Annotated in this window: 17 protein-coding genes and 1 tRNA gene; 9 read left to right on the forward strand and 9 right to left on the reverse strand. The window is 43.9% G+C overall.

The window, feature by feature from the left end:
* Window positions 1-9: 9 nt before the first annotated feature.
* From EYQ95_RS03055 to EYQ95_RS03075, 5 genes are all read left to right on the forward strand, one after another.
* Window positions 10-3,606 (forward strand): right-handed parallel beta-helix repeat-containing protein, encoded by a 3,597-nt coding sequence (locus EYQ95_RS03055; protein WP_111914170.1) that lies wholly within the window; start codon window positions 10-12, stop codon window positions 3,604-3,606.
* Between the two features lie 13 nt (window positions 3,607-3,619).
* Window positions 3,620-6,493 carry an FHA domain-containing protein gene (locus EYQ95_RS03060; protein ID WP_111914169.1) on the forward strand — a complete coding sequence of 958 codons (2,874 nt, stop codon included), beginning with the start codon at window positions 3,620-3,622 and terminating at the stop codon, window positions 6,491-6,493.
* The gene (locus EYQ95_RS03065) at window positions 6,486-6,992 is read left to right on the forward strand and encodes an LEA type 2 family protein (protein ID WP_111914168.1); all 507 of its coding nucleotides are present in this window, start codon (window positions 6,486-6,488) and stop codon (window positions 6,990-6,992) included. The genes EYQ95_RS03060 and EYQ95_RS03065 overlap by 8 nt, the downstream gene beginning before the upstream one ends.
* Before the next feature lie 91 nt (window positions 6,993-7,083).
* Entirely contained in the window at window positions 7,084-7,449 is a 366-nt protein-coding gene (locus EYQ95_RS03070; protein WP_111914167.1) for an energy transducer TonB, read from the forward strand.
* A gap of 175 nt (window positions 7,450-7,624) precedes the next feature.
* A complete protein-coding gene (locus EYQ95_RS03075) occupies window positions 7,625-8,296 on the forward strand; it encodes a CatA-like O-acetyltransferase (RefSeq protein WP_165831919.1) in 672 nt (223 codons plus the stop codon).
* Here EYQ95_RS03075 and EYQ95_RS03080 read toward each other — a convergent pair.
* Complete coding sequence (locus EYQ95_RS03080) at window positions 8,293-9,090, reverse strand: MipA/OmpV family protein (RefSeq protein WP_111914165.1); 798 nt, start codon at window positions 9,088-9,090, stop codon at window positions 8,293-8,295. The genes EYQ95_RS03075 and EYQ95_RS03080 overlap by 4 nt on opposite strands.
* 106 nt (window positions 9,091-9,196) lie before the next feature.
* Here EYQ95_RS03080 and EYQ95_RS03085 point away from each other — a divergent pair, with 106 nt between their 5' ends.
* Together EYQ95_RS03085 and fabA are read left to right on the forward strand one after the other, a co-directional pair.
* Window positions 9,197-11,176 (forward strand): Lon protease family protein, encoded by a 1,980-nt coding sequence (locus EYQ95_RS03085; protein WP_111914164.1) that lies wholly within the window; start codon window positions 9,197-9,199, stop codon window positions 11,174-11,176.
* Between the two features lie 65 nt (window positions 11,177-11,241).
* The gene (gene fabA, locus EYQ95_RS03090) at window positions 11,242-11,757 is read left to right on the forward strand and encodes a 3-hydroxyacyl-[acyl-carrier-protein] dehydratase FabA (RefSeq protein ID WP_243699864.1); all 516 of its coding nucleotides are present in this window, start codon (window positions 11,242-11,244) and stop codon (window positions 11,755-11,757) included.
* Window positions 11,758-11,830: 73 nt separating this feature from the next.
* On the opposite strand, the gene rmf is transcribed toward fabA, so the two are convergent.
* From rmf to rlmKL, 5 genes are all read right to left on the reverse strand, one after another.
* Window positions 11,831-12,007 (reverse strand): ribosome modulation factor, encoded by a 177-nt coding sequence (rmf, locus tag EYQ95_RS03095; protein ID WP_111914162.1) that lies wholly within the window; start codon window positions 12,005-12,007, stop codon window positions 11,831-11,833.
* Between the two features lie 166 nt (window positions 12,008-12,173).
* Window positions 12,174-13,877, reverse strand: a complete 1,704-nt coding sequence (locus tag EYQ95_RS03100; RefSeq protein WP_111914161.1) for a DUF3466 family protein — start codon at window positions 13,875-13,877, stop codon at window positions 12,174-12,176.
* A 2-nt stretch (window positions 13,878-13,879) separates the two neighbouring features.
* Window positions 13,880-15,808 carry an ATP-binding cassette domain-containing protein gene (locus EYQ95_RS03105; protein WP_111914160.1) on the reverse strand — a complete coding sequence of 643 codons (1,929 nt, stop codon included), beginning with the start codon at window positions 15,806-15,808 and terminating at the stop codon, window positions 13,880-13,882.
* Window positions 15,805-16,044: a glutaredoxin family protein gene (locus tag EYQ95_RS03110; protein ID WP_111914159.1), complete on the reverse strand. Its 240-nt coding sequence runs from the start codon at window positions 16,042-16,044 to the stop codon at window positions 15,805-15,807. Before EYQ95_RS03110 ends, EYQ95_RS03105 begins: the two co-directional genes overlap by 4 nt.
* The gene (rlmKL, locus tag EYQ95_RS03115; protein ID WP_111914158.1) at window positions 16,037-18,166 is read right to left on the reverse strand and encodes a bifunctional 23S rRNA (guanine(2069)-N(7))-methyltransferase RlmK/23S rRNA (guanine(2445)-N(2))-methyltransferase RlmL; all 2,130 of its coding nucleotides are present in this window, start codon (window positions 18,164-18,166) and stop codon (window positions 16,037-16,039) included. The genes EYQ95_RS03110 and rlmKL overlap by 8 nt, the downstream gene beginning before the upstream one ends.
* Window positions 18,167-18,334: 168 nt before the next feature.
* On the opposite strand from rlmKL, the gene EYQ95_RS03120 reads away from it, so the two are divergent.
* Together EYQ95_RS03120 and cls are read left to right on the forward strand one after the other, a co-directional pair.
* Window positions 18,335-18,411, forward strand: a tRNA-Met gene (locus tag EYQ95_RS03120).
* A gap of 92 nt (window positions 18,412-18,503) precedes the next feature.
* Window positions 18,504-19,937 carry a cardiolipin synthase gene (gene cls / locus EYQ95_RS03125; protein WP_111914157.1) on the forward strand — a complete coding sequence of 478 codons (1,434 nt, stop codon included), beginning with the start codon at window positions 18,504-18,506 and terminating at the stop codon, window positions 19,935-19,937.
* Window positions 19,938-19,991: 54 nt separating this feature from the next.
* On the opposite strand, the gene EYQ95_RS03130 is transcribed toward cls, so the two are convergent.
* The 3 genes from EYQ95_RS03130 to EYQ95_RS03140 are packed head-to-tail and all read right to left on the reverse strand — an operon-like array spanning window position 19,992 to window position 26,457.
* Window positions 19,992-20,531 carry a cell division protein ZapC domain-containing protein gene (locus tag EYQ95_RS03130; RefSeq protein WP_111914156.1) on the reverse strand — a complete coding sequence of 180 codons (540 nt, stop codon included), beginning with the start codon at window positions 20,529-20,531 and terminating at the stop codon, window positions 19,992-19,994.
* 58 nt (window positions 20,532-20,589) lie between these two features.
* Window positions 20,590-21,615, reverse strand: a complete 1,026-nt coding sequence (locus EYQ95_RS03135) for a quinone-dependent dihydroorotate dehydrogenase (protein WP_111914155.1) — start codon at window positions 21,613-21,615, stop codon at window positions 20,590-20,592.
* A 3-nt stretch (window positions 21,616-21,618) separates the two neighbouring features.
* Window positions 21,619-26,457: an NAD-glutamate dehydrogenase gene (locus tag EYQ95_RS03140; protein ID WP_111914154.1), complete on the reverse strand. Its 4,839-nt coding sequence runs from the start codon at window positions 26,455-26,457 to the stop codon at window positions 21,619-21,621.
* Window positions 26,458-26,575 lie beyond the last annotated feature (118 nt).

A 26,575-nucleotide genomic window follows, 5' to 3' on the forward strand; every position in this document is an offset into this window, starting at 1 on the left:
AAGGTTATTATGCAGTCTAGTCGTATAGATGCTTTGTCAGAAGGCACAATATTACACGCGTACCGAATCAAAAGTGAATTGGGTTCTGGTGCGTTTGGTATTACCTATTTAGCAGAGCACACACTGCTCAATACACTTCACGTTATAAAAGAATATCTTCCCGAGAGTGCACTAAGAGACCGTGCCACGAGTACGGTAACGCCAAAGAGCCATCAAGAAGAAGATTTGTTTAATTGGGGAATGACGAGCTTTTTCAACGAAGCGCGGATACTCAACCAGTTAAGCCATCCAAACATCGTAAAAGTAAGCGACTTGTTTGAAGCTAATGGTACCGCTTATTTTGTAATGCCTTACCTGAAAGGGATTACTTTGCATGAGTGGATAAAGAGTAATAAGAATCCCAACCAGCAACAGTTAGAGCAACTGTTTGTACCTATTCTTGAGGGTTTAAAATACATTCACGAGCGTAATTTACTGCATCGCGATATTAAGCCAGAAAATATATACATTACCGACAACGGTAATCCTGTGCTTATCGACTTTGGTGCCGCACGTTTAGCGATAGGTAATAAGAGTAAAGCGCTAACTCAAGTGCTAACGCCTCACTTTGCACCATGGGAGCAATATCGATCGAAAGGCGACTTTACTCCAGCTCTCGATCTCTACAGCCTTGCTGGTTGTATGTACCAAGCCATTGCTCAGAAACTTCCAGAAGAAGCGCCCAATCGTTTAGAGGACGACCCACAACCTAAACTTTCGGGTAGCGAGCACGAAGGGCGCTTTGATCATGAATTTCTTACTGCAATAGACACGGCGCTAAGCGTTTGGGCAAAAGATCGTTATCAAAACGCATTCGACTTCCAAAAAGGTTTACTTGGACAAGTTGCCTCAGAAGCACCGGCAGCAGCGCCGTCTGCACAACAGGAAGCTCCTGTCGTCCCGGAGCCAAAAGAAAATAAACCTGAGTCATCTGCAGAGAGCAAAAGCAAAACCCCAGCAATTATTGGTGGTGGTTTAGCGGCTGTAATTGCAGTGGGCGCTGTTCTTTGGTTTACCGTGTTATCGCCGTCTGACGAAGAGCCGGATCAAGGCGATCAAGTCGTGCAAACAAGCGACACTTCAGAATCTGAAACTTCCGACATAGAAACAGCACAAGTTGAAGAAGAGGAAACCGTTGATGAGGCTTGGTTAACCGCACAAGAAGCAGACACCATTGCCGGTTATGAGAACTATTTAAGCGAATGTGCGGAATGCGCACATCAAGGCGACGCAGAGTCACGTTTAGCAGAGTTACGCCAAATAGAAGCTGACCGCATTGCACAAGAACAAGCTGATGCAGCAGAGCGAGAGCGCAGACAACGCGAGCAGCGACAGCGCGACAGCGACGCTCAATTATTCACAACTGCTCGTCAAACAGACAGCATTGAATCTTATCGTGACTATTTAAGTGAATGTCAGCTTTGTGAAGATCGCCGTAATGCGCAAAATCGCATTGGTGAAATAGAGCGTGCTCAACAAACCGCTGAACAACAAGCTGCGGCTGAAGAGGCTGCAAGGCAGGGGCGTCAGCGCGACGCGGTATTATGGTCTTCGTTAGACGGCAGTATAACTGGCTACCAACGGTATCTGAATAGTTGTGAAGTCTGTGAGCAGGAGGATCAGGCAGAGCAGGCAATTGCAGAAATTGAAGCCGAAAGGGCGGCCATGGAGCGAGAAGATGCGCTTTACGCAGCAGTGAATGAAGAAGGTACTGTGGAAGCCATGCAAGCGTATTTAGATAACTGCGTTCGTTGTGTAGCCAAAGAAGATGTAGAAGTTGCACTGCAAATGCGATTAGCGCAGCAAGCTCAGCTTGAAGGTGAGCAAGCGTTGTGGGACGCAGCAATTGCCGCTGACGATGTTTCTAGTTATCAGGAATACCTTACCAATTGCGAGGTTTGTGAGAACCAAGAAACAGCTGAAAGACGTTTGTTAAGACTGAACTCGAGTTCAGATGGTTTAACCGTTGCTCCAAGCGGAGCAGATTTTAGCAACTTGCAAGAAGCAGTAGACTTTGCGTTACCGGGCACCGTTATCCGTGTAATGCCTGGTCAATACGCAGGACCGGTTCGAATAGAAAAAGATGTGTCGCTTGTGGGTCAGGGCGAACGCAGTGAAGTTCAGCTTATTGCTGATGAGCAAGACGCTTTGTACCTTATTGAAACTAACGCACGCATTGAAAACCTTACGGTTCGCACTAATTCTAGACAGCAACTGAGTTACGCAGTGTTTATAGACGGCGGATCGCCCCAACTAATAAATAATGAAATAATCTCAGACTCGGCTTCTGTAATCGCTGTAAACAACAGTGCAACGCCGCGCATTGACGGCAACAATATTCACGGCAGTCGTCAAAGCGGTATCGTCATTTACAACAACAGTGTTGGTGAATACGTGAACAATCTTATTCATGACAACACAGAGTTCGGTCTTCGTTTAGAAACCGCCACTAACCCAACCATTCAGAGCAATCGTATTTACAGCAACCGTCAAGGCGGTGTCATTATTATTGACGGCGGCACAGGCAACTTTGCTGACAATGAGATTTATGACAATGAAATTGCAAATGTTATTGTAACCGCAGACGCACGCCCAACTTTTACTGAGAACTTGATTCGTGGCAGTAACAGTAACGGTATCTTCATTTTCTCTGGGGGCAGCGGTACTTTTAACGATAATGTCATTTCTGGTAACACCGACTTCGGTATTCGTATTGAAAACGACGTGAACCCAACATTTAGCGGTAACACCGTTACCGGAAACCAACGCGGTGGTGTTTTGGTACTAGACAACGCTCGAGGAGAGTTCGAAAACAACACCATCACTCAGAACTTAAGTGCAGGTGTTTTGGTTACAGCATCTGGGAACCCAACATTCTCAGGTAATGTTATTTCAGAAAACGAGCAACACGGCGTTCATATTTTTGACCAAGGCCGCGGCCAGTTTACAAATAATGAAATTTCAAACAATCCGCTTTATGGCGTAGTGATTCGTAACGGTGGCTCCCCTGTCTTTGAGAATAACCGTATTGAGAACAACCGTGAAGGTATTGGCTTCTTAAGCTCTGCAGGCGGTACTGTGAACGACAATGATATTCGCGACAACGAGGTTTACGGTGTGGTTGTAAGAGGAGACTCTGCACCAGAGATCACCAATAACCGTATTCGCAGTAACCAACAGGGCGGTGTAGCGGTTCTTGATAACGGTCGTGGAACATTCAGCAACAATACAATAGCTTCGAACGGCTTTGCTGGATTCTTAGTTACCACTGGTGGTTCGCCAAGCGTAGTCAATAATGAAATAAGCCAGAGTTCAGAAAGTGGCTTGTTTATTCGTGACAATGCAACTGGTGAATACCGAGATAATGATATTCACGATAATGGATTCTCGGGTATTGCCGTGCGAAGTGGGGCAAACCCAACCGTAGTTGGTAATTCAATCTATATGAATCGAGAAGGAATTCGAGTTTACGATTCTGGTCGTGGTACTTATCAGAATAACGAGATCTCTGGAAATATGAACCAGGCATGGGACATCAGTGATGACTCCTCGCCGGTGAGACAATAAAACAAGAGAGGATGTGGCTGTGCTATTAAAAACTCAAAATAATTGGGCCAAAGACATTCACGTACCCGCCGGAACAAGTTTAGTGGGCCGAGCAGGGCGTAACGACATTGTATTGTCGGCAGACTTCGTTTCAGGTACTCATGCAAAAATAGTCAACGAAGGTGGGGTCTTAACGGTTGAAGACATGGGCTCAACCAACGGCACCTATATTAATGGCCAGCGCATTCCTGAAAGTGAGCCTATTCATTTACAACAAGGCATGCACTTATCATTCGGTGACAAAGAAGCTGGGTTTCTCGTTGAAATACCACAACCTCAGTCACAGCCTCAGTCTTCACCACAAGGCTCAGCCAAAACCCAAGTTGCATCCGCTAGCAACGCAGTGGACAGCAACAAAACTCAAGTAGCATCTCCTTCAGCAAAAGCTTCCGCAAGCGCTTCTCCAGCACCAAGCCAAGCGAGTACAGGTGCTCAAGGCACAAAGGTATTTAAGTCGAAGGGAACTTTTACTATCGGTCGTGGCCTTTCTAACGACATAGCAGTGGACTCACCGGTTGTATCGTCTACCCACCTCAAAATTGAAAAAAGTGCAGACGGTAGTTGGATTGCGGTAGATAACGACAGTACCAACGGAACATATTTAAACTCTCCCCATAACCGAATGAATGAGTTCAGAATTGAGCCTGGGCAAACCATTTATTTGGGAAGCTATAAGTTACTTTCAGACCGTATTTTGTCGGTATTAAACGAAGATAGCGTTGAGAAAGTAGGGCGAATAAAGGTTTCTCAAGACAGCGTCGTTGTGGGTCGTAACCCAGAATCTGACGTTTATATTTCTCACCCAAGTGTGTCTTGGCGCCATGCGAAGTTTACTAAGTCTGGTGACCATTATGTGATTGAAGACTTAGGTTCGACAAATGGTACCTATGTAAATGGCGTGCTTATTAAGAACCCGACACAATTACGTAAAAACGACGAGATACTTCTGGGTATATACGCCTTCTCGTTCGACTTCGATAGCGAAGAGAAAATCACCTCGTTGGTGAAGAAAACCACGTTAGATGGACTTACGCTAGAAGCCAAGAATATCACCAAGGTAGTTGGCAAAGACGTTCGTTTATTAGACGACATTAGCCTAACTGTAAACCCTGGTGAGTTTGTCGGTTTAATGGGCCTTTCTGGGGCGGGTAAAACCACATTCCTTAAAGCTTTGAACGGCTACGATAAGCCAACTAAAGGTTCTTCGTACATAAACGGCATGGACATTTATGAGCACTATAACTTGTTCAAAACCATGATTGGTTATGTACCGCAAGACGACATCGTTCACCCAGAACTTACGGTGTATGAAGCATTGGCGTACTATGCAAAATTGCGCCTGCCTTCAGACATGAAGAAAGACGAAGTAAAAACGCTAATCAAAGACACACTCGCGAAACTTGGCCTTTCAGGTGTTGAAAACACTTTAATTGGCTCCCCAGAGACAGAAAAAGGCATTAGTGGTGGTCAGCGTAAACGTGTAAACCTAGCCATGGAATTACTTGCAGATCCTAAGATCATCTTCTTAGACGAGCCAACGTCGGGCTTATCTGCCGTAGATACGAAGATGGTTATGGAACTTCTGCGAAAGCTTGCTGATGAAGGTAAAACGATCATTATTACCATTCACCAACCGAGTTTCGACAACTATAAGATCATGGATAGCCAGATTATTCTAAGCTACGGTAAGCTTGCTTACTATGGTCCCACGTATCCGAACTCTATTAAGTTCTTTAATCCAGGTAACGATGACCCAGGACTGTTGAACAATCCAGACAACGCGTTAATTGGCTTAAATAATGGGGAAACTCAGGCCGGGGAAGATAAGCTGGATCCTAGAAAAGATCGAAACAGTAAAGGTATTTTCTGGAAACAAAAATACTTACAGAGCCCTGAGCATCAAGACTATGTAACGAAACGCCAAGGCCAGGCGAAAAACCTTGAAGGCAACAAGAAGGAGTCTGCTTCAAGTATTAAGCAACTCTTTATACTGGCAGGGCGGTTCTTACGCATTAAGCTTAAAGACCGTGTAAACACCACCATTTTACTTGCACAGGCGCCTCTGATTGCGGTTATGGTAAGCCTACTATTCTCTGAAGAAGCATATATGGGTGACGTGAATCGACCGGGTATGGCGTTTACGCTTATGTTTGTATTGGCAATCGCCGCTGTGTGGTTCGGTAATACCAACGCTTCTAGGGAAATTGTAGCGGAAAAGGCTATTTATGAGCGAGAACGCATGGTGGGTATAAAAATACTGCCTTATGTGTTCTCTAAATTCGTCATACTAGCTCCGCTTTGTGCTATTCAAACCGGTTTGCTGGTGGGTATTACTTATTTCGCGACGCCGTTTGAACTAGGCTTTGAAAACGAAATTTGGTGGATGACTTTACTGGTATTCCTCACCTCTATGGCCGGATTGAGTATCGGTTTATTGGTTTCGGCATTTTCGAAGTCCCAGTCGCAAGCACTAGCGCTTATACCTATAGTATTGCTGCCGATGATCATTTTTGGTGGCGGTATGATGACGGTTAAACAAATGCATGAAAGCGACGGCAAAGTGGCTTATTACATAGCACAAGCCATACCGACACGCTGGTCATTGGAAGAGATGACAGCAATTTACGATGCAGAAACCGATCACGACGCCTTCTGTAAGGAGCGTATTGAAGAGCCTCTGCATGAGTCTGACGTAATGACTCAATGTTTAGAGCTTAGAAACCTTACAGAACGTAACTACGGCGAAGCAAAAACTGACCGTACAACAGTACTTAGTGTGCTAGGTGGGTTCATTGTTATACCGTTATTGTTTGTCATCTTTATATTGAGAAGAAGAGATAATGCGTAAATTCAGCAAACTCGTTATCGCAACCTGTAGCGCTCTTATTCTGAGCGCTACGATTGGCTGCTCAGCGATAAAAGAGAATATAAAAGAGCAGGTTACATATAAGATTCGCAGTGTGGATGCGCAAATAACCACACGAGAGGGCGCTTTTGGCATTCCAGCTCCAGCAATGGACATAGAAATTGCCGTAGAAATACTCAATGACAGTCCCATAAATATCACACTAAACCAAATCGACTACACGGTTTACCTACAAGACAACCAGGTAACTACAGGCAGCAGCAATGAAACCATTGAAATACCGGCAGACGGCGGTACTAATGTGATTCGGTTTACGTCGCACCTAAGTACCTCGGACTTAATAAACTCCGGTCTAAGCGTCGCACGTAACCGTGGATTACCGCCAGTTCGTGTAGAAGGCATAGGTATTATCGAAACACGTTTTGGCACACACGAAGTGCCGTTCACGTTGAATTATAACGAGCAAGATGAATCGGCATAATTCGACTTGGTCTTAAGTTAATTATTAAAAGGGAGCTTCGGCTCCTTTTTTGTAGGGCGATACCTAAAACAATTAAGAGCGAAATAGAGATATGACCTTTACAAAAATAATAATTCCATTTGTGTTGATATTAAGCTTCAGTACCACGGCGGTTTTCGCGAATGCGTCATTAGAAAATGCTGTCGAAAATCGGCAAAACATCCAACCAATAATACATGTCGGCCCGATTTACCCAGAAGAAGCTGTTAATGATCAAATCGAAGGTTATTGTCGTGTTTCTTACGACATTATGTTTGGTACCTTAAGCAGCCCACAGAATATTGAAGTATTGGAATGCTCTCCGGAAGGAGTATTTGAAACGAGTTGCACAGAGTCTATTTCATATTGGGTGTTTTCGATAAACAACTCTGAAGAATCTGAAAAAGGTTTAATCTCAACTTGTCAGTATTCTTTATAGATTACTAAGCGAGGTTAGTGCGAACTCTTGAGGATATCTTCTATAATACTTAATTTAACATAATATATATTATGCGCAGTTATATGTTATGTGCCGCGAAATACAGGCTTGAATTCAATTACATACAATGGTCTTATGTTTCCTTGGTCCTGTGGAAAACCTAAACGGTGATTTCATGTCGAATTGCAATAACGTGCCTCCGTTTCTAAGTTCGTATTCAAACGTAGATATTCGAACTTGGAAACGTCGCGAACACTTTTTGTTTTTTCGTGAATTTGAAGAACCATATTTTGGTCTAACCGTTAATGTCGACTGCAGTAAAACTTATGACGAGTCGAAAGCTACCGGTAAGTCATTCTATTACCTGTACTTACATCGTATTCTTCAGGCTTGTAACGATATACCGGCTTTAAAGCTTCGTATGCCAACAGACAACGAAGTTTGGAGTTTCGACAACATTCATGCGTCCACTACGCAAATGCGCGAAGATCAAACGTTTGCGTACTCTCTCATTCCATACCAAGAATCATTTGAGACATTTATGGCTGCTGCTCAGCGGGAAAATGATTCTGTACAACGCTCTAACGCTTTATTTTCTGAATCTCTAGGCTCTGAACCTAGGTTGGACGTTATCCATTTCTCTGCGCTGCCATGGATTAAATTTACAGGCCTATCTCACGCGCGTTATTTCTCCCGCTTGGACAGCGTGCCTAAGGTTTCGGTCGGGAAATGCGAAAAGTCAGCCAACGGTGCTTACGAAATGCCTATTTCACTGCATTTACACCACGCATTAGCCGACGGTTCAGACGCTGCATTGTTCTTTAATAAGCTAGAAAGCCTAATTTAGAACGAATATGTAACGAAGATAAACGCGCTTTGGTTGGTACTATCGCTCACTAATGGGCTGTTTTTAATGTCCTGGCTCAAGTGCTCTAACTTTATATTAGCAGCTAGCGTCCAGTGTCGATTCACTCGGAAATAACCAGAAAGACCATATTCTACGGTATATGTAGAACCTAACTGGTAAGTGTTTAGGCCCGATATTTCAGTATCTTGCGTGTCTACGCCATATGTATAGTTGGCGTAATCCTTACTTAAATAATTCACGCCAATATACGGTGATAGTTGGAATATGTATGGCTTGTCGCTTAATGGATAAGCATTTTGAAGCGAAACTCGTGCGCCAGTATCAAAGTCCCTTAAGTTTATGGCTGTTTCTGCAGAGAACTTGCCGAGCATCCAATCTTGCTCGTACCTTAGTCCTGAATCAATGCGAAACGGTCGTTCATCTAATGCTCGAAGTTGCGCGTTGCTATTGTCGTCCGGGTCAAAGCTTGCGTTAGAGTATGTAGCGAAGACAACCAAGCCATTTTCTCTTAGTATTTCCGGCCGATACCCGAGCTCAATCCCCCTAAAATACCAATTTTCTGTTTCGTAACTGATAGCAGGAACAACCAAAGTATCTGTTTCCTGACCTAAATATGCTTCAGTTGAACTTATCACCGCAACACCAACCGAAAATCTTGTTTGACTGCGTTCATGAGTGCCTTGCTGCTCTTGGGCAAACGCTGGATTGGAACTAAAAGCTGCGAGCGCAACTAAACTCAATTTAAAATTACATTTTGTAATAGTGCTTTGCATTTATTATTCCCCAAAATATGCGCATATCCATAATATTAAACAGTGCAATCGTTTGTAACTACAGTATCATACGCAAATCAATGAAATTTGGAGCACAGGAAACGCGATGACCAAAATGGTACATGCTGATAACTTAGTAAAGTTACCTACCCATCTACTTACAGCCGACTCTAGCCACTGGCTAAAGGCTATCCTGGATAAAGAGCATCAGCCTAGTGCTTTAGTGGGGCAAAAGCGTGCATTACAAGCTCTACAACAGGCTTTACGTTCAAGGTCGCAATATAGTCATGCCTATATTGCTTTAACACCTGGCCTTATTGCTGAAGATATCCTTAATGAAACGTCTAAGGCATTACCCTTCCCTGATAAAATCCGTTACGACTGGGTATACGTTGCCAACCCAGAAACCGCATATCAGCCCATTTGTATTTGGTTACCCCATGGAAGCGCTGTGGTTTTTGTGGAAAAGCTTTATTACTTCTTAGAGCTAGAGCTCGATAAACGTACTCAAGCGAAAGAAGATTTGATGACTGAATTCCCCTCTTCTGCGCTTAGTGCGTATTTAGAGCTTGTTTTCGACAAAACATTTGATGATCTTCCAGGCAATGAATTAGCGTCAGTACTCGTATCTAATGAAAATGCACGCCCTTTTGAGTATTGTCGCCGAGTCACAGCCGCTAGCCTGTTCGGCTCAATTAAAAGCCAAAGTCTTAATGGCACCATTTCAAGTGAATTACATTTAATTCGAGCAGGTGCAATACATCGCGCCAACGGCGGAACTTTAATTATTGACGCTGCTGAACTTCTTTCAGAACCGCAACTATGGTCTCGCTTAAAACACGCCTTACGAACCGGTGAGGTAGACTGGCCTGATACGCTGGAACAGTCTGCTGCTTTGTTTTACGAACCAGAACCTATGCCATTGGATATCAAAGTACTATTAGCCGGCCCTGCGGAGCTGTTTCATCAACTAGAAGAGTTAGATCCTGATTTCAGTAATTTCTTCCCCTTTATCGCAGACTTTTCCACGGCTTTTCATACCGAGCATGAAAATATTGAAGCGTATGGCAACTACATGGCGTACCTGCAACAGAAAACACGCCACCGCCCTTTTACTGAACAAGGCGTTGCGAGCTTCTTAGAATGGTCTACGGCGCTCTGTGAACACCAAAAGGAACTCAGTCTAGACGCGATTCGGTTAATTCAATTGTTAGAGGAAGTAGACGAGATAGCCGATCAGCATGAAAGCCAGGTGATTGAGCGAGAGCACGTGGAGAAAGCGGCACAACTGCAAAGATATCGTGGTAGCCGTGTTGCCGAAATGAATTGGCGTCAGATTACGGAAAACCAGATTCAAATCGAAACACACGGCCGAGTTGTTGGGCAAATTAACGGGCTTACCGTCGTGACCATGACGGGTATCGAATATGGCGAGCCTTCTCGTATTACTGCCACAGTTCATTATGGTGATGGTGATATTATCGATATCGAACGGAAATCTGAGTTAAGTGGTAGCATTCATACCAAAGGTGTAATGATTCTTACCGCATTTCTAGCCAATCTGTTTGCTCGAAAAGAGCCTATGCCATTATCAGCCACTTTGGTCTTTGAACAGTCTTACCATGAGGTTGACGGCGACTCCGCGTCTCTTGCAGAGCTATGCGCCCTTCTATCCGCATTAAGTGATATACCGGTCATCCAGTCGATCGCAGTTACCGGAGCTATCGATCAATTTGGTAATGTTCAGGCTGTTGGTGGTATCAACGAAAAAATCAGTGGTTATTACGAAATTTGTAAATCACGGGGGTTAGACGGAAACCATGGCGTTATTATCCCTGCCTCAAATCAATGGAACCTGCATTTAAGTGCCGAAATACGCTCAGCTGTAGAACAAGGTTTATTTCACGTCTATACCGCGAGCCACGTGTTTCAAGCGTTAGAGAAGCTTTTAGATACGCCGTTTGGCTCTGATAACGAAGAGCTTGAAAACTCTATATCGAGTCGCGTTAAGTATCGTTTACGCCAGGCGAATCATGAGCATGAAGTTGAAAATAGCCTATGGAGTCGTTTATTTAGTCGAAAATAAACTGTTCGGACTTGTTCAGCGTACACCTGTTCGCTAGTCTATGCGCTTACATTTAACAACAAGGTATTTTTATGCAGTCATCTTATAGCCGTGAAGAGCTTCTCGCATGTGGTCGCGGTGAGTTATTTGGTCCTGAAAACAGCCGTTTACCAGCACCAAACATGTTGATGATGGATCGAGTAACTAAAATGGACCCTGAAGGTGGTACGAAAGGTCTGGGTTATATTGAAGCGGAGCTCGACATTAAACCCGATCTTTGGTTCTTTGACTGTCACTTTAAAGGTGATCCTGTAATGCCAGGTTGTTTAGGCCTTGACGCTATGTGGCAACTACTTGGCTTTTACCTTGCCTGCTCTGGCGGACCTGGCAAAGGTAGAGCTCTAGGTGTGGGTGAAGTGAAGTTCACCGGACAAATATTACCTACCGCTAAAAAGGTAACCTATCGCATAAATATGACACGTTTAATTAAAAGACGTTTATTTATGGGGATTGGTGACGGAGAAGTTGAAGTTGATGGCCGCGTTATTTACACCGCGAAAGATTTAAAAGTTGGTTTGTTTACCGACACTTCGACGTTCTAAGTACGTTCATTCACAAAAAAGCCCAGCTTTTGCTGGGCTTTTTTGTATTGATAGGGTTCTAAAAATCAGGTTATTACCGTTGGTAGAGTCCGTCGTTTCTGGCTTCCATTGCGTCTCGCCAACCTCCTAACCACTCTGAGCGAATATCTCCATTCTGATAAGGGCAATTTTCTTTTGAGCGGCCTCCTACTCCAGCCTTAAACCCTTGTGAATGTGCTCTTTCAAGACGATCTCTTTTTTGTCTTTTCATATTTCGCTTCCTCATAAATGTCTTGCTATCAATGTACATTTTTTAATGTGTACTCTTATTTGATAGTTACAATTTGAAGAAAGTTCAATGACAAAAAAGCGCGAAATCAACTCAATATTTTTAACAAGTTGAGATCACGCTAGTTTTTTATTTAGAACAAAAAGTACTATTTAATTTTTAATTTCTTACGACGTGTAATAAAGGCAAATACACTTACCAACGCTAAAAACCCTAATTGAATTGGCGAAGCAGAGGCGCCTTCACGTTTCTGTAAATCATCACCATCATCACACGGTGTTGCGGTATCACTAGGTCGCAATACTAACGCTTGCACAGAATCACCTTCAAAGTCACGTCCGTCAACAGTGGTCTCATGGTTTGTCATGGCGATAACCAAAATTTCACCCTGTTCGTTAATCGCTTTTGCTTCAATAATTCGATAACCACTGTCACAAGGAAGTACATCGTTCAGGTCAGTAACTACGTCTAACTCGATGTCGTATAGGAAACCACTAGTGCGGCCTTGTGAAGTTTGCTCTTCTGTTTCAGCGCGACCCACAATTTGGTTTTGGTTGTTAATGTCACGTGGAACCCATTCTGAATCTGCGAAGAATCCGTCTGGATAAACAACACCGTCAGCTTGTCCTGCTTCGTCTACTGTCGTGATAAACATTCTAGACGCATAGCCTGTGCCAACAATCAATGAAGACAAACCAGCAATATAACCGTTGTCATTAATTAACAATGCCTGACTTTGACCATAGCCGTCTGCGTCTTCAGGAAAGATTTGCTGTGCCCCGTCTGCAGTATAAATATCTGCGAAATTGCTCAGGTTGTCTCCTTCACGGAAGTCAGTATAACCAACGGCAACGCCATTGTTGTTTATATCTAACGCATGGCTACGCACAAAACCTGTTGAGTCTTCAGGAACTTCAAAAGTAACACCTAACGCCTGCTTTGATAGCACGTTGCCGTTTGCATCTACTTGCCACATGTAGGCTTGTTCGTTATATAGAGGAACACGGTACGAGCCATTATATTCAGCCGCTGCCCAAACACGATAGATACATGCACCTAGTGGAATCTGATCGTTGGGAACAAGATCACCGTTGTTGTTCTCAACTTCCTCAGCAATACAGTCTTCGTAAGCGAGTTGCAATGACGTACGATTGGTTAAACCTGCAAAACCCACAATTTGACCTGAGTCGTTCATTGCAGAAGCTCTAGACACGCCACCAAAAATCAAATCGTCTGCACCAGTTAAATAGGTAATCGATGCACCATTGCTCCAATAACCAGACATTAAACGAGCGGGTGTAAAGTATTCTACTTCGTCACCTTGTGCTGTTTGGCCCAACTGCTGTATGAAAGGAGCTTGAGTTGTTCCAATGGTATTCCCTGAATTATCAATGTTCTGAGGATAGAATGAGTTACTGTAAGACAATGTACCTGTATTTGGCTCAATTTCATCGAAGACATCATTTAACGACATAAAGTTGCCGTCAAAGGTAAAACCCTCAGCAATTCTTATTTTTTGGAATGTAGGGTTATTAATCGCGCCGCCGGTGGTCAACAAATAGTTTCTTAGGAATCTGTACTCACCAGCGGTTAGGTTATTGAAATCTTCGATACCCGCAAAAATGTCTGCCTCGGTATCTAACAAGTCAACGCGTATAGGTTGATTTAGAATATCGTAGCCATAGCCTGTGACTACACCTGAATCGTTAATATCCGTTCCTACGCTTGAGAATGCGGTAGGTAGGGTTCCAACTTCAACTATCTCGTAACCTTGATTTGCATGTGCACTGGCGCTGACCCCAGAAAGAATTGCCGCGATAGCAATGGCTGCAGACTTCTTATTAAATTGCATTATTAACCCTGTAATTGTTCAAGTTCATCCCAACGCTCTATAGCCTCATCGAGTTTTTTCTCAATCTCTGTAATCGAGTCGAGTATAGGCTGCGTTTCACTTGGTTCCTGATTAAAAAAATTCGGTTTACTTACCTGCTCATGGCGTTGTGAAAGCTCTGTTTCCAACTGCTCTATAATCCCAGGTAATTGCTCTAACTCCCGTTGCAGCTTGTATGATAGCTTTTTCCGCGGTTGAGCTAAAGTATCGGTTTTGTCAGACTTTGTATTGTCTGTATTAGTTCCCTTAGCAGGAGTTTCTTTTTCCGTATTCTTGTTATTTTTTGACTTGTGCTCAAGGTACTGTCTAACTTCATGAAAGCCACCCACTATTTCAGTGAGAACTCCGTCACCCTCAAAGAGCACAACTGTCGACACTGTATTATCTATAAACTCTCGGTCGTGGCTTACCACCAGCACGGTACCGTCATAAGACACAACTAGAGACTCTAATAATTCAAGAGTTTCAACATCGAGGTCGTTGGTCGGTTCATCCAATATCAATAGATTGCTGTCAGAGAGCAAGATTTTTGCTAATAAGACCCTATTCCGCTCTCCTCCACTAAACGACTTTAACGGGGCGCGTGCTTGTAGTGGCGTAAATAGGAAGTCTTGTAAGTAGCTATAAATATGACGAGTTCGTCCTTGATGAACAACCTCCTGCTTACCCTCACTGACATTGTCAGCAACCGACATTTCCGGGTCTAACGCCGCTCTATGCTGATCATAGTAAGCAACTTTTATTTTAGTCCCTTGCTCACACTTGCCCTCTGTGGGCTTAATGTTCCCAAGTATTAATTGCAATAAGGTACTTTTCCCAATTCCGTTTGGACCCACTAGAGCAATTTTATCTCCGCGTTGTATGTTCAGTGTTAAGTCATTAATTAAGCGTTTATCTTCAATTTGATAGCCTAAATGTTCGCATTTCCAAACAATTTTGCCTGACTTTTCAGAAGAGCCCGCGCTGAACGCTACCTGCCCTTGTTTACTTCTTCGCTCAGCTCTTTCTTGGCGGAGTTTCTTAAGTGCTCTTACACGGCCTTCGTTTCGTGTACGGCGAGCTTTAATACCTTGGCGCACCCAAGCTTCTTCCTGAGCCAGTTTTTTATCAAACTCAGCGTTTTGGGCTTCTTCTACCTCTAGCTCGTGCTCTTTAGTCGCTAGGTAGGTATCGTAACTACCAGGATAAGAGCGCAATACTCCCCTATCGACATCAATGATTCTGGTGGCTAAAGAGCGAATAAAAGCACGGTCGTGACTGATAAATACAATTGCGCCTTTGAAGTTCTTAATGACCTTTTCTAGCCATTGAACAGTTTCAATATCTAAATGGTTGGTTGGCTCGTCCAATAGCAGCACATCAGGATCGGTAACAAATGCACGAGCCATTGCAACGCGTCTTAACCACCCACCAGAAAGCGCGCTCAATTGCGTATGAGGGTCCAGTTGCAGTTGAGTTAATGTGCTCTCTATTCTCTGTTGTAATTCCCATCCGCCAACAGCATCTAACTTCTCTTGTACGCGAGACAGTTGCTCTAAGAGTTTGGCGTTGTCACTCTCGTTGATGAGACGCTGAGAAAGCTCTTCATACTGTTCTAACAAGGTATAAGCATCAGTAAATGACTCTGCTACATAGGTAAATACAGTCTTATCTGACCTAGCTGGTGGATCTTGGGGCAACATTGCTACTCGGGTGTCGTTTTCCCAATGCAATTGTCCGTCGTCGAGCTGAACTTCTTTATAAATTACTTTGAGCAGAGTCGATTTACCTGCACCGTTTCTACCCACGATACAAAGCCGTTCACCCGACTCTATAACCAATTCAGCATGGTCAAGCAACGGGGCATGACCGAATGCTAATTGAGCGTTTTGCATGCGTACCAAAGCACTCATAAACTTAAAAATTCCTTCAATTCAGTTGGTTCAAATGGCCATTTCATTTCTTGGTCGTCTTTTTCTCGAACCAACACAGGCACAAGCGCACCATATTCCTTAACTAACTCCGGATCGCTATGAATATCGACCATATGCAACGCGATAGGCTCTTCTAGCTCTTGACTATGAATTTGCTGTATCGCTAGCTTGCATAGAGGGCAGTTGTCGCTAATCAGCAGGTAAAAATCATTCATTGAACAAGTACCAACAGTAATGAATAGCGCGCTGTTTCTTAAAGTCGAATGGAATCGAAGCGTCAGTTTTATTCTCTATACGAAAGCCGAGCTCTGAAACGGCCGACTCGTCGAACTTAAACTTTCTCATATTAGTCGAAAAAATAACTATACCTTCAGGGCTTAAGCAGCGTTTCGCAAGCGAAAGCAGGTTGAGGTAATCCGCCTGAACATCGAAATGCCCTTCCATCCGTTTAGAGTTCGAAAACGTCGGCGGGTCTAAAAAAATCAAATCCCAAGTCTCGTCAGACTCTGCGGCCTCTTCTAACCATGCGTTACAGTCTGCATGAATAAAGTCATGCTTATCAATCGTGACATGGTTCAGCCTGAAGTTATCTTTTGCCCAGTTTAAATAGGTTTTAGACAAATCGACCGTAGTGACTTTTTGCGCGCCTCCTAGTGCTGCATGCACAGAAGCAGCGCCAGTATAAGCAAATAAATTTAAAACGCGCTTACCTTCGGCACGCTTCTGAATATCACGCCGCACAACCCGGTGATCGAGGAATAGTCCGGTGTCTAAGTATTGCGTTAAATTCACCCAAAATTGAGCATTATATTCATGACTTACAAAACGAACCGCTTCTTCATCCGTAGATGAAGTATATTGCGCAATACCCTTTTGTCGCTTCCTTTGCTTTAAATAGATCTTCTCAGGATCAACCGGAAGCACATCTAAAACAGTGTCAACCAGGTCCCACCAACGCCCTTCTGCTTTGCCTTCAGGAACAGACTTCGGTGCTTGGTACTCTTGAATAACCCAGTGGTCAGCATAAAAATCGATAGCGGCGTTGTAATCGGGTAAGTCTGCGTCATAGACTCTGAACGCATCTACGCCCTCTTTACCCGCCCACTTTTTCTTAGTCTGCCAGTTCTTTAAAAGGCGGTTAGCTATGTCGCTGTTGCTACGCGACGAAAACTGCTTTTGCCCGGCTAATAAATAAAGACCCAATTTTATGTCGATTGGACCATTCTTAAGGGAGTATTTTTTATGACTAGTGAGCTTAAGCGCCTTAAGTGTCGTGTCGTCTGGCGCTAATATTCCTGCTTTCCAACCTTCAGGAAGTTTTGCTATCTGTGCTCCGAGTCCTGTGAATATCTGTCTCGCTGCGAGAGGCGACTCTAACCGTTCACCATAGGGAGGGTTACAAATTAAAACCCCATTTTCACACTGAGAAACATTCTCATACGTAGAGTCTTTGTTTGCATCTCCAGCGTTGAATTCGAACAAAGACTCTAGACCTAGAGCGTGGATAGCTTGGTCTGCATACCCAAGGACTCTTGGATCAATGTCGTTACCCACGAATCGTGTCTTGCAGTTCGCTAACCCATCGTTAAAACGATTCTGTGCCGCAACCACAACCTCTTGCCACGCAGATTCGTCGTGCGCTAACCAGCCATTCCAACCGTAACTGTCACGAATTATACCGGGTGCACACTGAGTAGCGATCATGGCGCTTTCAATCAGTAGAGTTCCACTGCCGCAAAACGGGTCAAACACAACGTCTAGTTCTGCTAGGTTTACCTGATTCAGTACACGCATGGAAATAGCTGCGGCAAGGTTTTCACGAATTGGAGCAGGCCCTGTGGCAGTTCTATAACCACGCTCATGCATTCCACGGCCGCTTAAGTCGATATAAAAATCCGCTTGAGATTTAGAAAGCGTTACATAAAGCGTTAGTTCAGGGTTGTCTTTGGATACATTCGGTCGAGCTCCGTATTCGCGCCAATAATCTATATATCCGTCTTTAATAATTTGAGCGGAAAATCCTGAATGTCGAAGTTGTTTGCTCGTGCCTTGAAAGCGAACAACAAAGTCAGCGTCCGGCGAAACATACTTTTTCCAATCAACCGACTGCGCGGCTTTTAATAATGAGTTCCGATCATGTACTTCAAATTGTTCTAAGTAGAGATAAATGCGGCTAGCTGTTCTAAGGTGCATCATCATTTGATACATCGCATTGCGCTCAGCTTTTAAATAAACACCACCATGAGTTCTTTTTAAGTCAGAGAAGCTATGTTCGGCAAGCTCCTCGACTAAGAGTTCTTCGAGGCCGTGAGCACAGGATATGTACAAAGAGAGCATAAAAAGCGTTTCCTTAAAAGTTTCGACAAATTATACGCAGAAACACTTTAGCTGTCTGCAAATCGTCTGATTCTTATTGGGTTTGAACAAAAAAACAGCGAACGATACGTTTTTTTGAATCAATGCTTGCCTTATCGATGCCACTCACCTATAGTTCGCATCCTCGGACGCGGGGTGGAGCAGTCTGGTAGCTCGTCGGGCTCATAACCCGAAGGTCGTAGGTTCAAATCCTGCCCCCGCAACCATTTTCCTAAAGTCCGATTCTTTCCCCTTTCTTTATTGCCGAATATCCTAGTAGTCGTTATATTAATTCAAACACTTTACTCTAGGAAAATTTTTGGCTTTCAGCGATTTCGGGCTCTATTTATACTGGCTGTTCATTGCCTCAGTACTGTTACGCGTAGTCTTTAGAAAGCGCTCTAGCGTTAGTTCTTCGTTAGCTTGGATTCTCATTATTGTTCTTGTGCCTCTATTTGGCGTTCTTTTGTATTTGTTTTTTGGTGAAATACAGCTTGGAGCCCGTCGGGCAGAGCGGGCATTAAAAATAAGAGAGCCGTTTTTATCAAACCTTACTTCCCAACTTAAAGGTCACAGCCCTTCGCGCCCTACTTTACCCATCGCCCAAGCGGTATACGACATCATGAGTCGGCACTTGGGCACCGGTGGATTCTGTTACCACGACTTGAAAGTGCTAAGTGAGCCCGAAGAGATTTTTAATATTTGGATTCATGAAATAAACAACGCACAACACAGTATTCGTGCTGCGTTTTATATTTGGTATGCCAAAGGTCGTGTAGTAGAGGTTGCAGACGCACTAATAGCAGCACGAGAGAGAGGCGTAAAAGTCGAACTCTTAATTGACCATGCAGGAAGCTGGCGTTTTTTTATGTGGCATAAAGATTTAAAACGCATGGAAGAAGCTGGGGTTGAGATTATTTCAGCTCTTCCAGTGTCTTTATGGCGGAACATATTTCGTCGAGTCGATTTAAGAATGCATCGGAAGTTACTTATCATCGACAACCATACCGCGTTTAGTGGCTCAATGAATATGGCTGATCCCAAATACTTCAATATAGGCAGACAAGTCGGTCCATGGATTGACATGGTTATTCAGTTTAATGGGGCTGCTGCATTCGGTGTATCAAAAGTATTCTCTTGGGATTGGGAAATAGAAACAGGTGAACGCCGTTTTCCGGTTTTATCTAAAGCGTTAGAGCATACTGACGACTATTTAACGATCGTTCCATCAGGACCTGATATCGGCCGAGATGTGATTAGCCAGGTGTTGCTTGTCACTATCTATCGCGCTAAACAAAATGTCATATTAAGTACGCCCTACTTTGTTCCTTCAGAAGCTATATTCGATGCGCTTTGTCATGCACTTCAACGAGGTGTCAAAGTTACACTCGTTGTGCCGCAAAAGTGTGACTCGCGCTTAGCAGGCTGGGCGAGTCGTTCCTTTTATGAGGAGTTTCTAAAAAATGGTGGGGAAATTCACTTATTCAAAACAGGTTTACTGCATACCAAAGCCATTTTAATCGACGGTGATTTCGCGCTTGTGGGCAGCGTAAACTTGGACGCGAGAAGTTTTCAACTCAACTTTGAGCTCACGTTTGCACTTCATGACGACAAGAGCTGTGCGCAAATAGAATCGTTGTTAAACAACTACCTAGAACAAAGTGAACGTGTTGTTCCTGATCATTGGTACAAACGAAACAAGCTGAACAAAATAGTAGAAAGGCTGTGCTATTTCTTAAGCCCACTGCTTTAAAAGGTAGCGTGAAAATTAAGGGAGTGAATTCTTTAAAGGTAGCGTAAAACGAGCTTATGCAAATTGCTGCCAATGATCGCTTGGCTTTTCTACCGCGTGGTATTCATGGCTTAACAACCGATCTTTTAAGACACGAATAACTTCATAGCGGCGCATTACTTTAGTACTTGCAACTTCAAAACTTGAGTCTACAAGCATACATAATGCTGTGCGGTCGTCCTGGTCGATAATTAGAAAACAACCTTTAGCGAAACCAGAGTTTAACGCACAAAATAAGTGGTCTTCCGGCCAAGGCTCAATCACACCCGTTTGAAAATGCCAACTTTGCGGCATAAGCGCTTTGCCCGCACGTTTTATAGCGGCGCCATGAAGCGCAATTAAAAATTGTTCTGAGGCCGCTAACGGGCTGTGGTCTTCTTGATAGTTTTGAAGCTTAGAGAAAAGTTCCGCATCTTCCATTGAGAAACTTGCTGATTCAGGCATGTCTGGGCGCAAATGCTTACGGCGATATTCTAGGGCTTGTGTAACCCCACCGTCCATTTCTATAGAAAGCTCTTCCTGCTCTTTGTTATAGCGCCAGTGCCAAGACTGCATGAAAACATCTCTTATTGTTGTTTACCAATACTTTACTTGTTTCTGAATCTACAGGCAATCATTTCCCTAAAGAATTGATAATTCTAGGAATCAATGAAGGTCCCTGATATATAAACCCAGTATATAGCTGGATTAGGTTTGCGCCTGCATTGAACTTATCGGCAGCTGTTACTGGATCTTCAATCCCACCCACGCCAATAATCGGAAAATCTTTCCCACAATGTTCGCGCAACCAAGAGATCACATTAACACTTTGCTCTTGCAATGGACGTCCGCTCAAACCACCCGCTTCTTGTGCATGATTCAAGTGTGCGACGGCTGATCGCTCAAGAGTTGTATTGGTTGCTATCACACCATCAATTTTTTCTTCTAAAAGTACGTCAGCTAATGAAAATACCGCTTCTTTTGAAAGATCTGGCGCGATCTTAACAACAACAGGTACGTACTTCTGATGGATATCAGCCTGCTTTGCCTGTTCTGCTTTAACCGTTTTCAGCAAATGAACCAGCTGTTCACCATGCTGCATGTCGCGAAGGCCAGGAGTATTAGGCGAAGAGACATTTACGGTAATGTAACTTGCTTTGCTGTATACACGTTCTAAACAAAGTCGAAAATCTTCCGCACCTTTATTTTCTGGTGTGTCTTTATTCTTACCAATATTAATGCCGAGTACGCCCTTATACTTAGTGCGCTCAAGGTTTGCCATCATGAGATCTAAACCGCCATTGTTAAAGCCCATGCGATTAATAATGGCATGAGCTTCAGGCAGCCTAAACATACGGGGTTTCGGATTACCAAGCTGTGGCCTTGGAGTAACCGTGCCGACTTCTACAAAGCCAAACCCCATTTTTCCAAAGGCATCAACAGCGTTCGCGTTTTTGTCTAAGCCAGCGGCCAAACCTACTGGGTTGGGGAACTTAATTCCCATAAGTTCAACCGGCTTTTGTTCGACGTTTTGCTTCAACATCCATGCGGCATGGGACTGCCCTAACTTGCTCAACCATTTCAATGCGAAATCGTGAGACTCTTCCGCGTCGCGAGTAAATAACCAGCGACGCAAAAGAGGATAAGTAGAACCCAGCATCAGTTATGAACCACAATTATGGCTAAGTAACATGAGTTCGCGAAGTGCCACAGAGAACTTCGCAAATTCATGACTTTTAGTGGTTTTAAAGTCAGCTAGCATCGTTTTCCAACGATCAACATACTGGTCGTTCTTCTCGTACCAAAGTTCAAGCATTTTACTCGGATCTTTAGTCTCGTCAGAAAGCTTCAACACCGTTGTAGCAAGTGAACGTTGTTGCCAATCAAGTTCCTCACGGAATGCAGCTCGTGCAAGCGCCTGCCAGTGGTTAGCTACAGGTTGCCCATTCACTTGTTGCAAGAACCAATGCAGTTGGATGTCTGCACCTAAGCGGAAGTAAATCTCTGAAACAGTTGAGATTTTCTGTGAAGTACTCTCTGCTATTTCCGCTATGTCCATTGCCGAGAAAATAGTACTCAAAAGACCAATCTGCTCTGCGAGCTTTTTCGGAACACCTTTCTCTGTATATCCGTCGATCTCTTTTTGAATCTCTTGCGCTTCTTTGTCGTTTAAGTAAGAAAGTGCGTTCTTTCTTAAGTCATCAAACGCCTTCTTATAAAAATCGATATTTTCCTGAATCGTAGTAAACGCAGGGTTTTTATGACGCAAGAACCAGCGCGTAGTACGACGAACCATTCTTCGTACTTGGAACAGAATTCTGTTCTGCACGTCTGCCGACACTTTATTATCCAAAGCCACTACCTGATCACGTAACTTGTGCGCGTCAAAGACTTCTCTAGAGATAATATAAGCCGCTGCAACTTCCGCTACTGTAGCTCCTGTAGCTTCTTGTTTACGTTGAACAAAGTTAGGACCCATATCGTTCACGATATTATTCGCTAACTTGGTTGCGATTATTTCAGTACGTAGCGGGTGTTCTTCCATGTCTGCCAAGAATTTCTCTCTTAGCTTCTCTGGGAACGCCATCGCTAACTCTTTCGCGTGGAACGGGTCTTTCGCAATATCGTCTATCGCTAATGATTCTTTCAAAACCATTTTGCCATAAGCCGAAATAACAGACAGTTCTGGACGAGTTAAGCCTTTACCTGAAGCAACGCGATCTGCAAGCTCATCATCATCAGGCAAGAACTCTAGAGCTCTGTCGAGTTGACCTTCGCGTTCTAAATGATGAATAAACCGCTGCATTTCCTTCACTTGGTCGGCACCACGCAGCTGCGTCACAGATAGTGAGAGTGTTTGTCTTGCACAGTCTTCTAAAACAATGCGTGAAACATCGTCGGTCATGTCGTACAACAACTGGTCGCGTTGTTTGCGCGTGAGTTTACCTTGGTTAACTAAACCATTAAGTAAAATCTTAATGTTTACTTCATTATCCGAGCAGTCTACGCCACCCACATTATCGATAAAGTCCGTATTCACCCGGCCACCGCGTGAAGCATATTCAATACGACCAAGTTGCGTGAAACCTAAGTTTCCGCCTTCACCAATAATCTTGGTGCGCAGATCTTTACCGTTTACACGAAGCATATCGTTTGCTCTGTCGCCGACTTCAATATCCGTTTCTTTAGTCGACTTCACATAGGTACCGATACCACCGTTCCAAATGAGGTCTACTTCAGCCAGCAGCAATGCACGAATTAACTCGTTAGGCGTCATACTGCGCTTCTGTGTACCCAACAGCTTTTTCATTTCAGTGGTCAATTCAATCGATTTCGCACTGCGATTGAAAATGCCGCCACCTTCACTAATCAAACTTGTGTCGTAATCTGTCCATGAAGAACGCGGCAAGTTAAATAATCTTTCACGTTCTTTATATGACTTCGCCGGATCAGGGTCTGGGTCAATGAAAATATGCATATGGTTGAATGCGCCCACCAATTTGGTGTGCTTCGACGCTAACATACCGTTACCGAACACATCCCCTGCCATGTCACCGATTGCGACACAGGTGAAGTCTGTAGTTTGGCAGTCTATGTCCATTTCTCTAAAGTGGCGTTTAACAGATTCCCACGCACCTTTTGCGGTAATACCCATCTTCTTGTGGTCGTAGCCTACAGAACCACCAGAAGCAAACGCATCACCTAGCCAGAAGTTATATTCTTCCGAGATACCATTGGCGATGTCTGAGAACGTCGCTGTACCTTTATCTGCCGCTACCACAAGGTAATAATCGACTTCGTCATGAGCTACGACGTCGCGAGCAGGAATAACCTCACCTTCAAGAATGTTGTCCGTTATATCCAGTAATCCGCGAATAAAGGTTTTGTAGCAAGCTTGTCCTTCAGCAAACATCTCGTCGCGTTCTTCAGGAAGCTGCTTACAGACAAAACCACCTTTTGCCCCAACAGGAACAATCACGGTATTTTTAACCTGCTGTGCTTTTACCAAGCCTAAAACTTCGGTACGGAAATCTTCACGGCGGTCGGACCAACGCAAACCACCACGCGCAACCTTACCGCCACGCAAGTGAACACCCTCTACGCGCGGCGAATAAACGAAGATCTCGTATTTTGGCAACGGTAACGGCATTTCAGGAATATTCTCTGGTGCAAATTTCACAGAGATATAGTTTTTCTCTATACCTTCTTCCGTTTTCTGGAAGAAGTTAGTGCGCAGCGCGGCCTTAATCAGGTCTACATAACGACCCATAATACGGTCGTCATCTAGGCTCACTACGTTGTCTAATTCAGTTTGAATACGCTGTAAAATAGCGTCGATTTTCTTCTCTACGCCTTTTACACCTGGCTCGAACTTGGTGTAGAACAATTTCACCAAAAGCTTGCCGATTTTAGGGTAACGGGTAAACGCACTTTCAATATAACTTTGGCTGAAGGTAACCCCGATTTGACGCATGTATTTAGCGAACATACGCAAAATAATTACGTGACGCCCTGTCATTCCAGCGCCTAAAACTAAACGGTTAAAGCCATCGTCTTCGTAGTCACCGGTCCAGACACGACCAAAAGCGTCTTGGAAATTATCTCTAGTTTTCTCTAAATCCAGTGGCCCAGACGTATGCACCATAAAGAAGTCGAGGATCCAGAAAACATTACCTTCATGGGTTTTAATTTGGTACGGGCTTTCATTGATAACTCGTAAACCAAAGTTTTCTAGCATCGGCAGTACATCAGACAAGTGAATCGGCTCGTCTTTATGGAAAAGCTTCAACTTCACACGATTCGAATCGTCTTGAACTTCTTGAGCGCGGTAAAATAGCATGCCCAATTTATGTTCGTCGTTTAATGCCTCTAGCTGTGCGATATCCGCTAATGCCACCGAAGGTAAAACATCTTCTTTATATGCGCGTGGAAAACCATGCGCGTAACGCTTCACTATAGAGCGCGCCTTCGCTTCACCGTGAGCTGCAACTAATTGACTCTCTAAGTTGTCTTCCCACGATCGCGATGCTTCAGTTAAATTTTGTTCTAATTCTTTCACGTTAATGTCCTGTCCACTGTCGGTTACGCGAACTGAATACTGCGTGCGCGCCAAAGCTGATTCAGAGAAGTAAGTGGTAAAGTCTACGTCTCCGGTTGCGCCAAGCGTTCTCGCTAAAATTTGTTGTGTTTGTTGTCTTAATGCTGTGTTGTATCGTTCTTTCGGCACGTACACCATTGCCGTAATGAATCGCCCAAAAATATCTCTACGCAAGAATACGCGCGTAATGTCGCGTTCTTGAATTTGTAAAATACCTAGCGCGATGTCGAGCAATTCACTTTCTTTCGACTGAACAATTTCGTCTCTTGGGTAGGTTTGAAGAATATTCAGAAGCGCCTTACTGGCGTGAGACGTAGGCCCATATTTAGACTTATCGAGAATAGACTTAATCTTTTCTCGTACCATTGGAATATCCATGGCGCTGTCGTTATAGAAGCTCGCTGAATAAAGTCCAATAAAACGGTCTTCACCAATTACGTTACCATTCTTGTCGAAACGCTTAATACCGATGTAGTCGGTATATGCCGGACGATGAACCCGCGACTTGGTATTCGTTTTGGTGAGCAATAGAATTTCGTCACTACTTAATGCCGCATGGCGCGCAAGCTTCGGAAGATCGGCTAAGCGTCGAGGTTTATCGGTAACTGTATTACGCATTAAACCTAGACTAGTACCCTCTACTTGGCGTACTTCATAGTCACCCTCTACTGCGTCTACTACATAGCTTCGATAACCCATAAGCGTGAAGTTGTCGTTAGCAAGCCACGTCAAAAATGCTTTCGACTGCTCTAATTCGGTTTTAGAGCCTGGGAAGTTCCGCTCATCTAAACTCTGAGAGATTTCTTTCAGCTTTTTCTTCATGGGCTGCCAGTCAGTAACTGCAGCATACACTTCGCTCATAACCGACGTTAGTTCATCTTTGAGTGCCTTAAGATCTTCGGTCGAAGACTGACGATCGATCTCAATAAGAAAAACTGTGTCAGTTTGCGCGTTTTTATCCGTTTTACCTTCTTCGACAATCGACTCGATATTGCCCTCTTTGTCGCGTTTATGCGCCAGTGGAGCATTCAAGAATAAGTGCGCTTGAATACCGAATCGATTCAATGCCATACGCACAGAATCAACCATGAATGGCATGTCTGTTTGGATAACTTCGATAACTGTGTTGGGCGACTCCCAGCCGTGCTTCGTAACCTCCGGGTTATAAACACGAATTTGAGCTTTCTTGTCTGCGTGGTAGTCGTTAAAGCTATGCCATAAAGATACAACCGCCCCATAAATATTGCTGTGGTCACGACCAATAATCTCGTCGTTTGCAACATTGCGATAAAGTCTTTTTGTAAACTCTTCCACAAGTTCCGCCGTTGTTTTCGGCAACTTGTTTCGAACAACTTCAAAAACTTTCTCAAGGAGGACTGGGGGCTGACTGTTCACCGATGCCATGGTTTGATCCTTGTGTATAAGAAGAAGTGCAAAGTCCTTTTATTCTCGGACTTTATAACGAGAAATGCAACGTAAGAACCGCTGGTGTGACAAGTTATTTTAATTGTCTAATTAAGGA

The sequence above is a fragment of the Lysobacter sp. N42 genome (assembly GCF_004344885.1).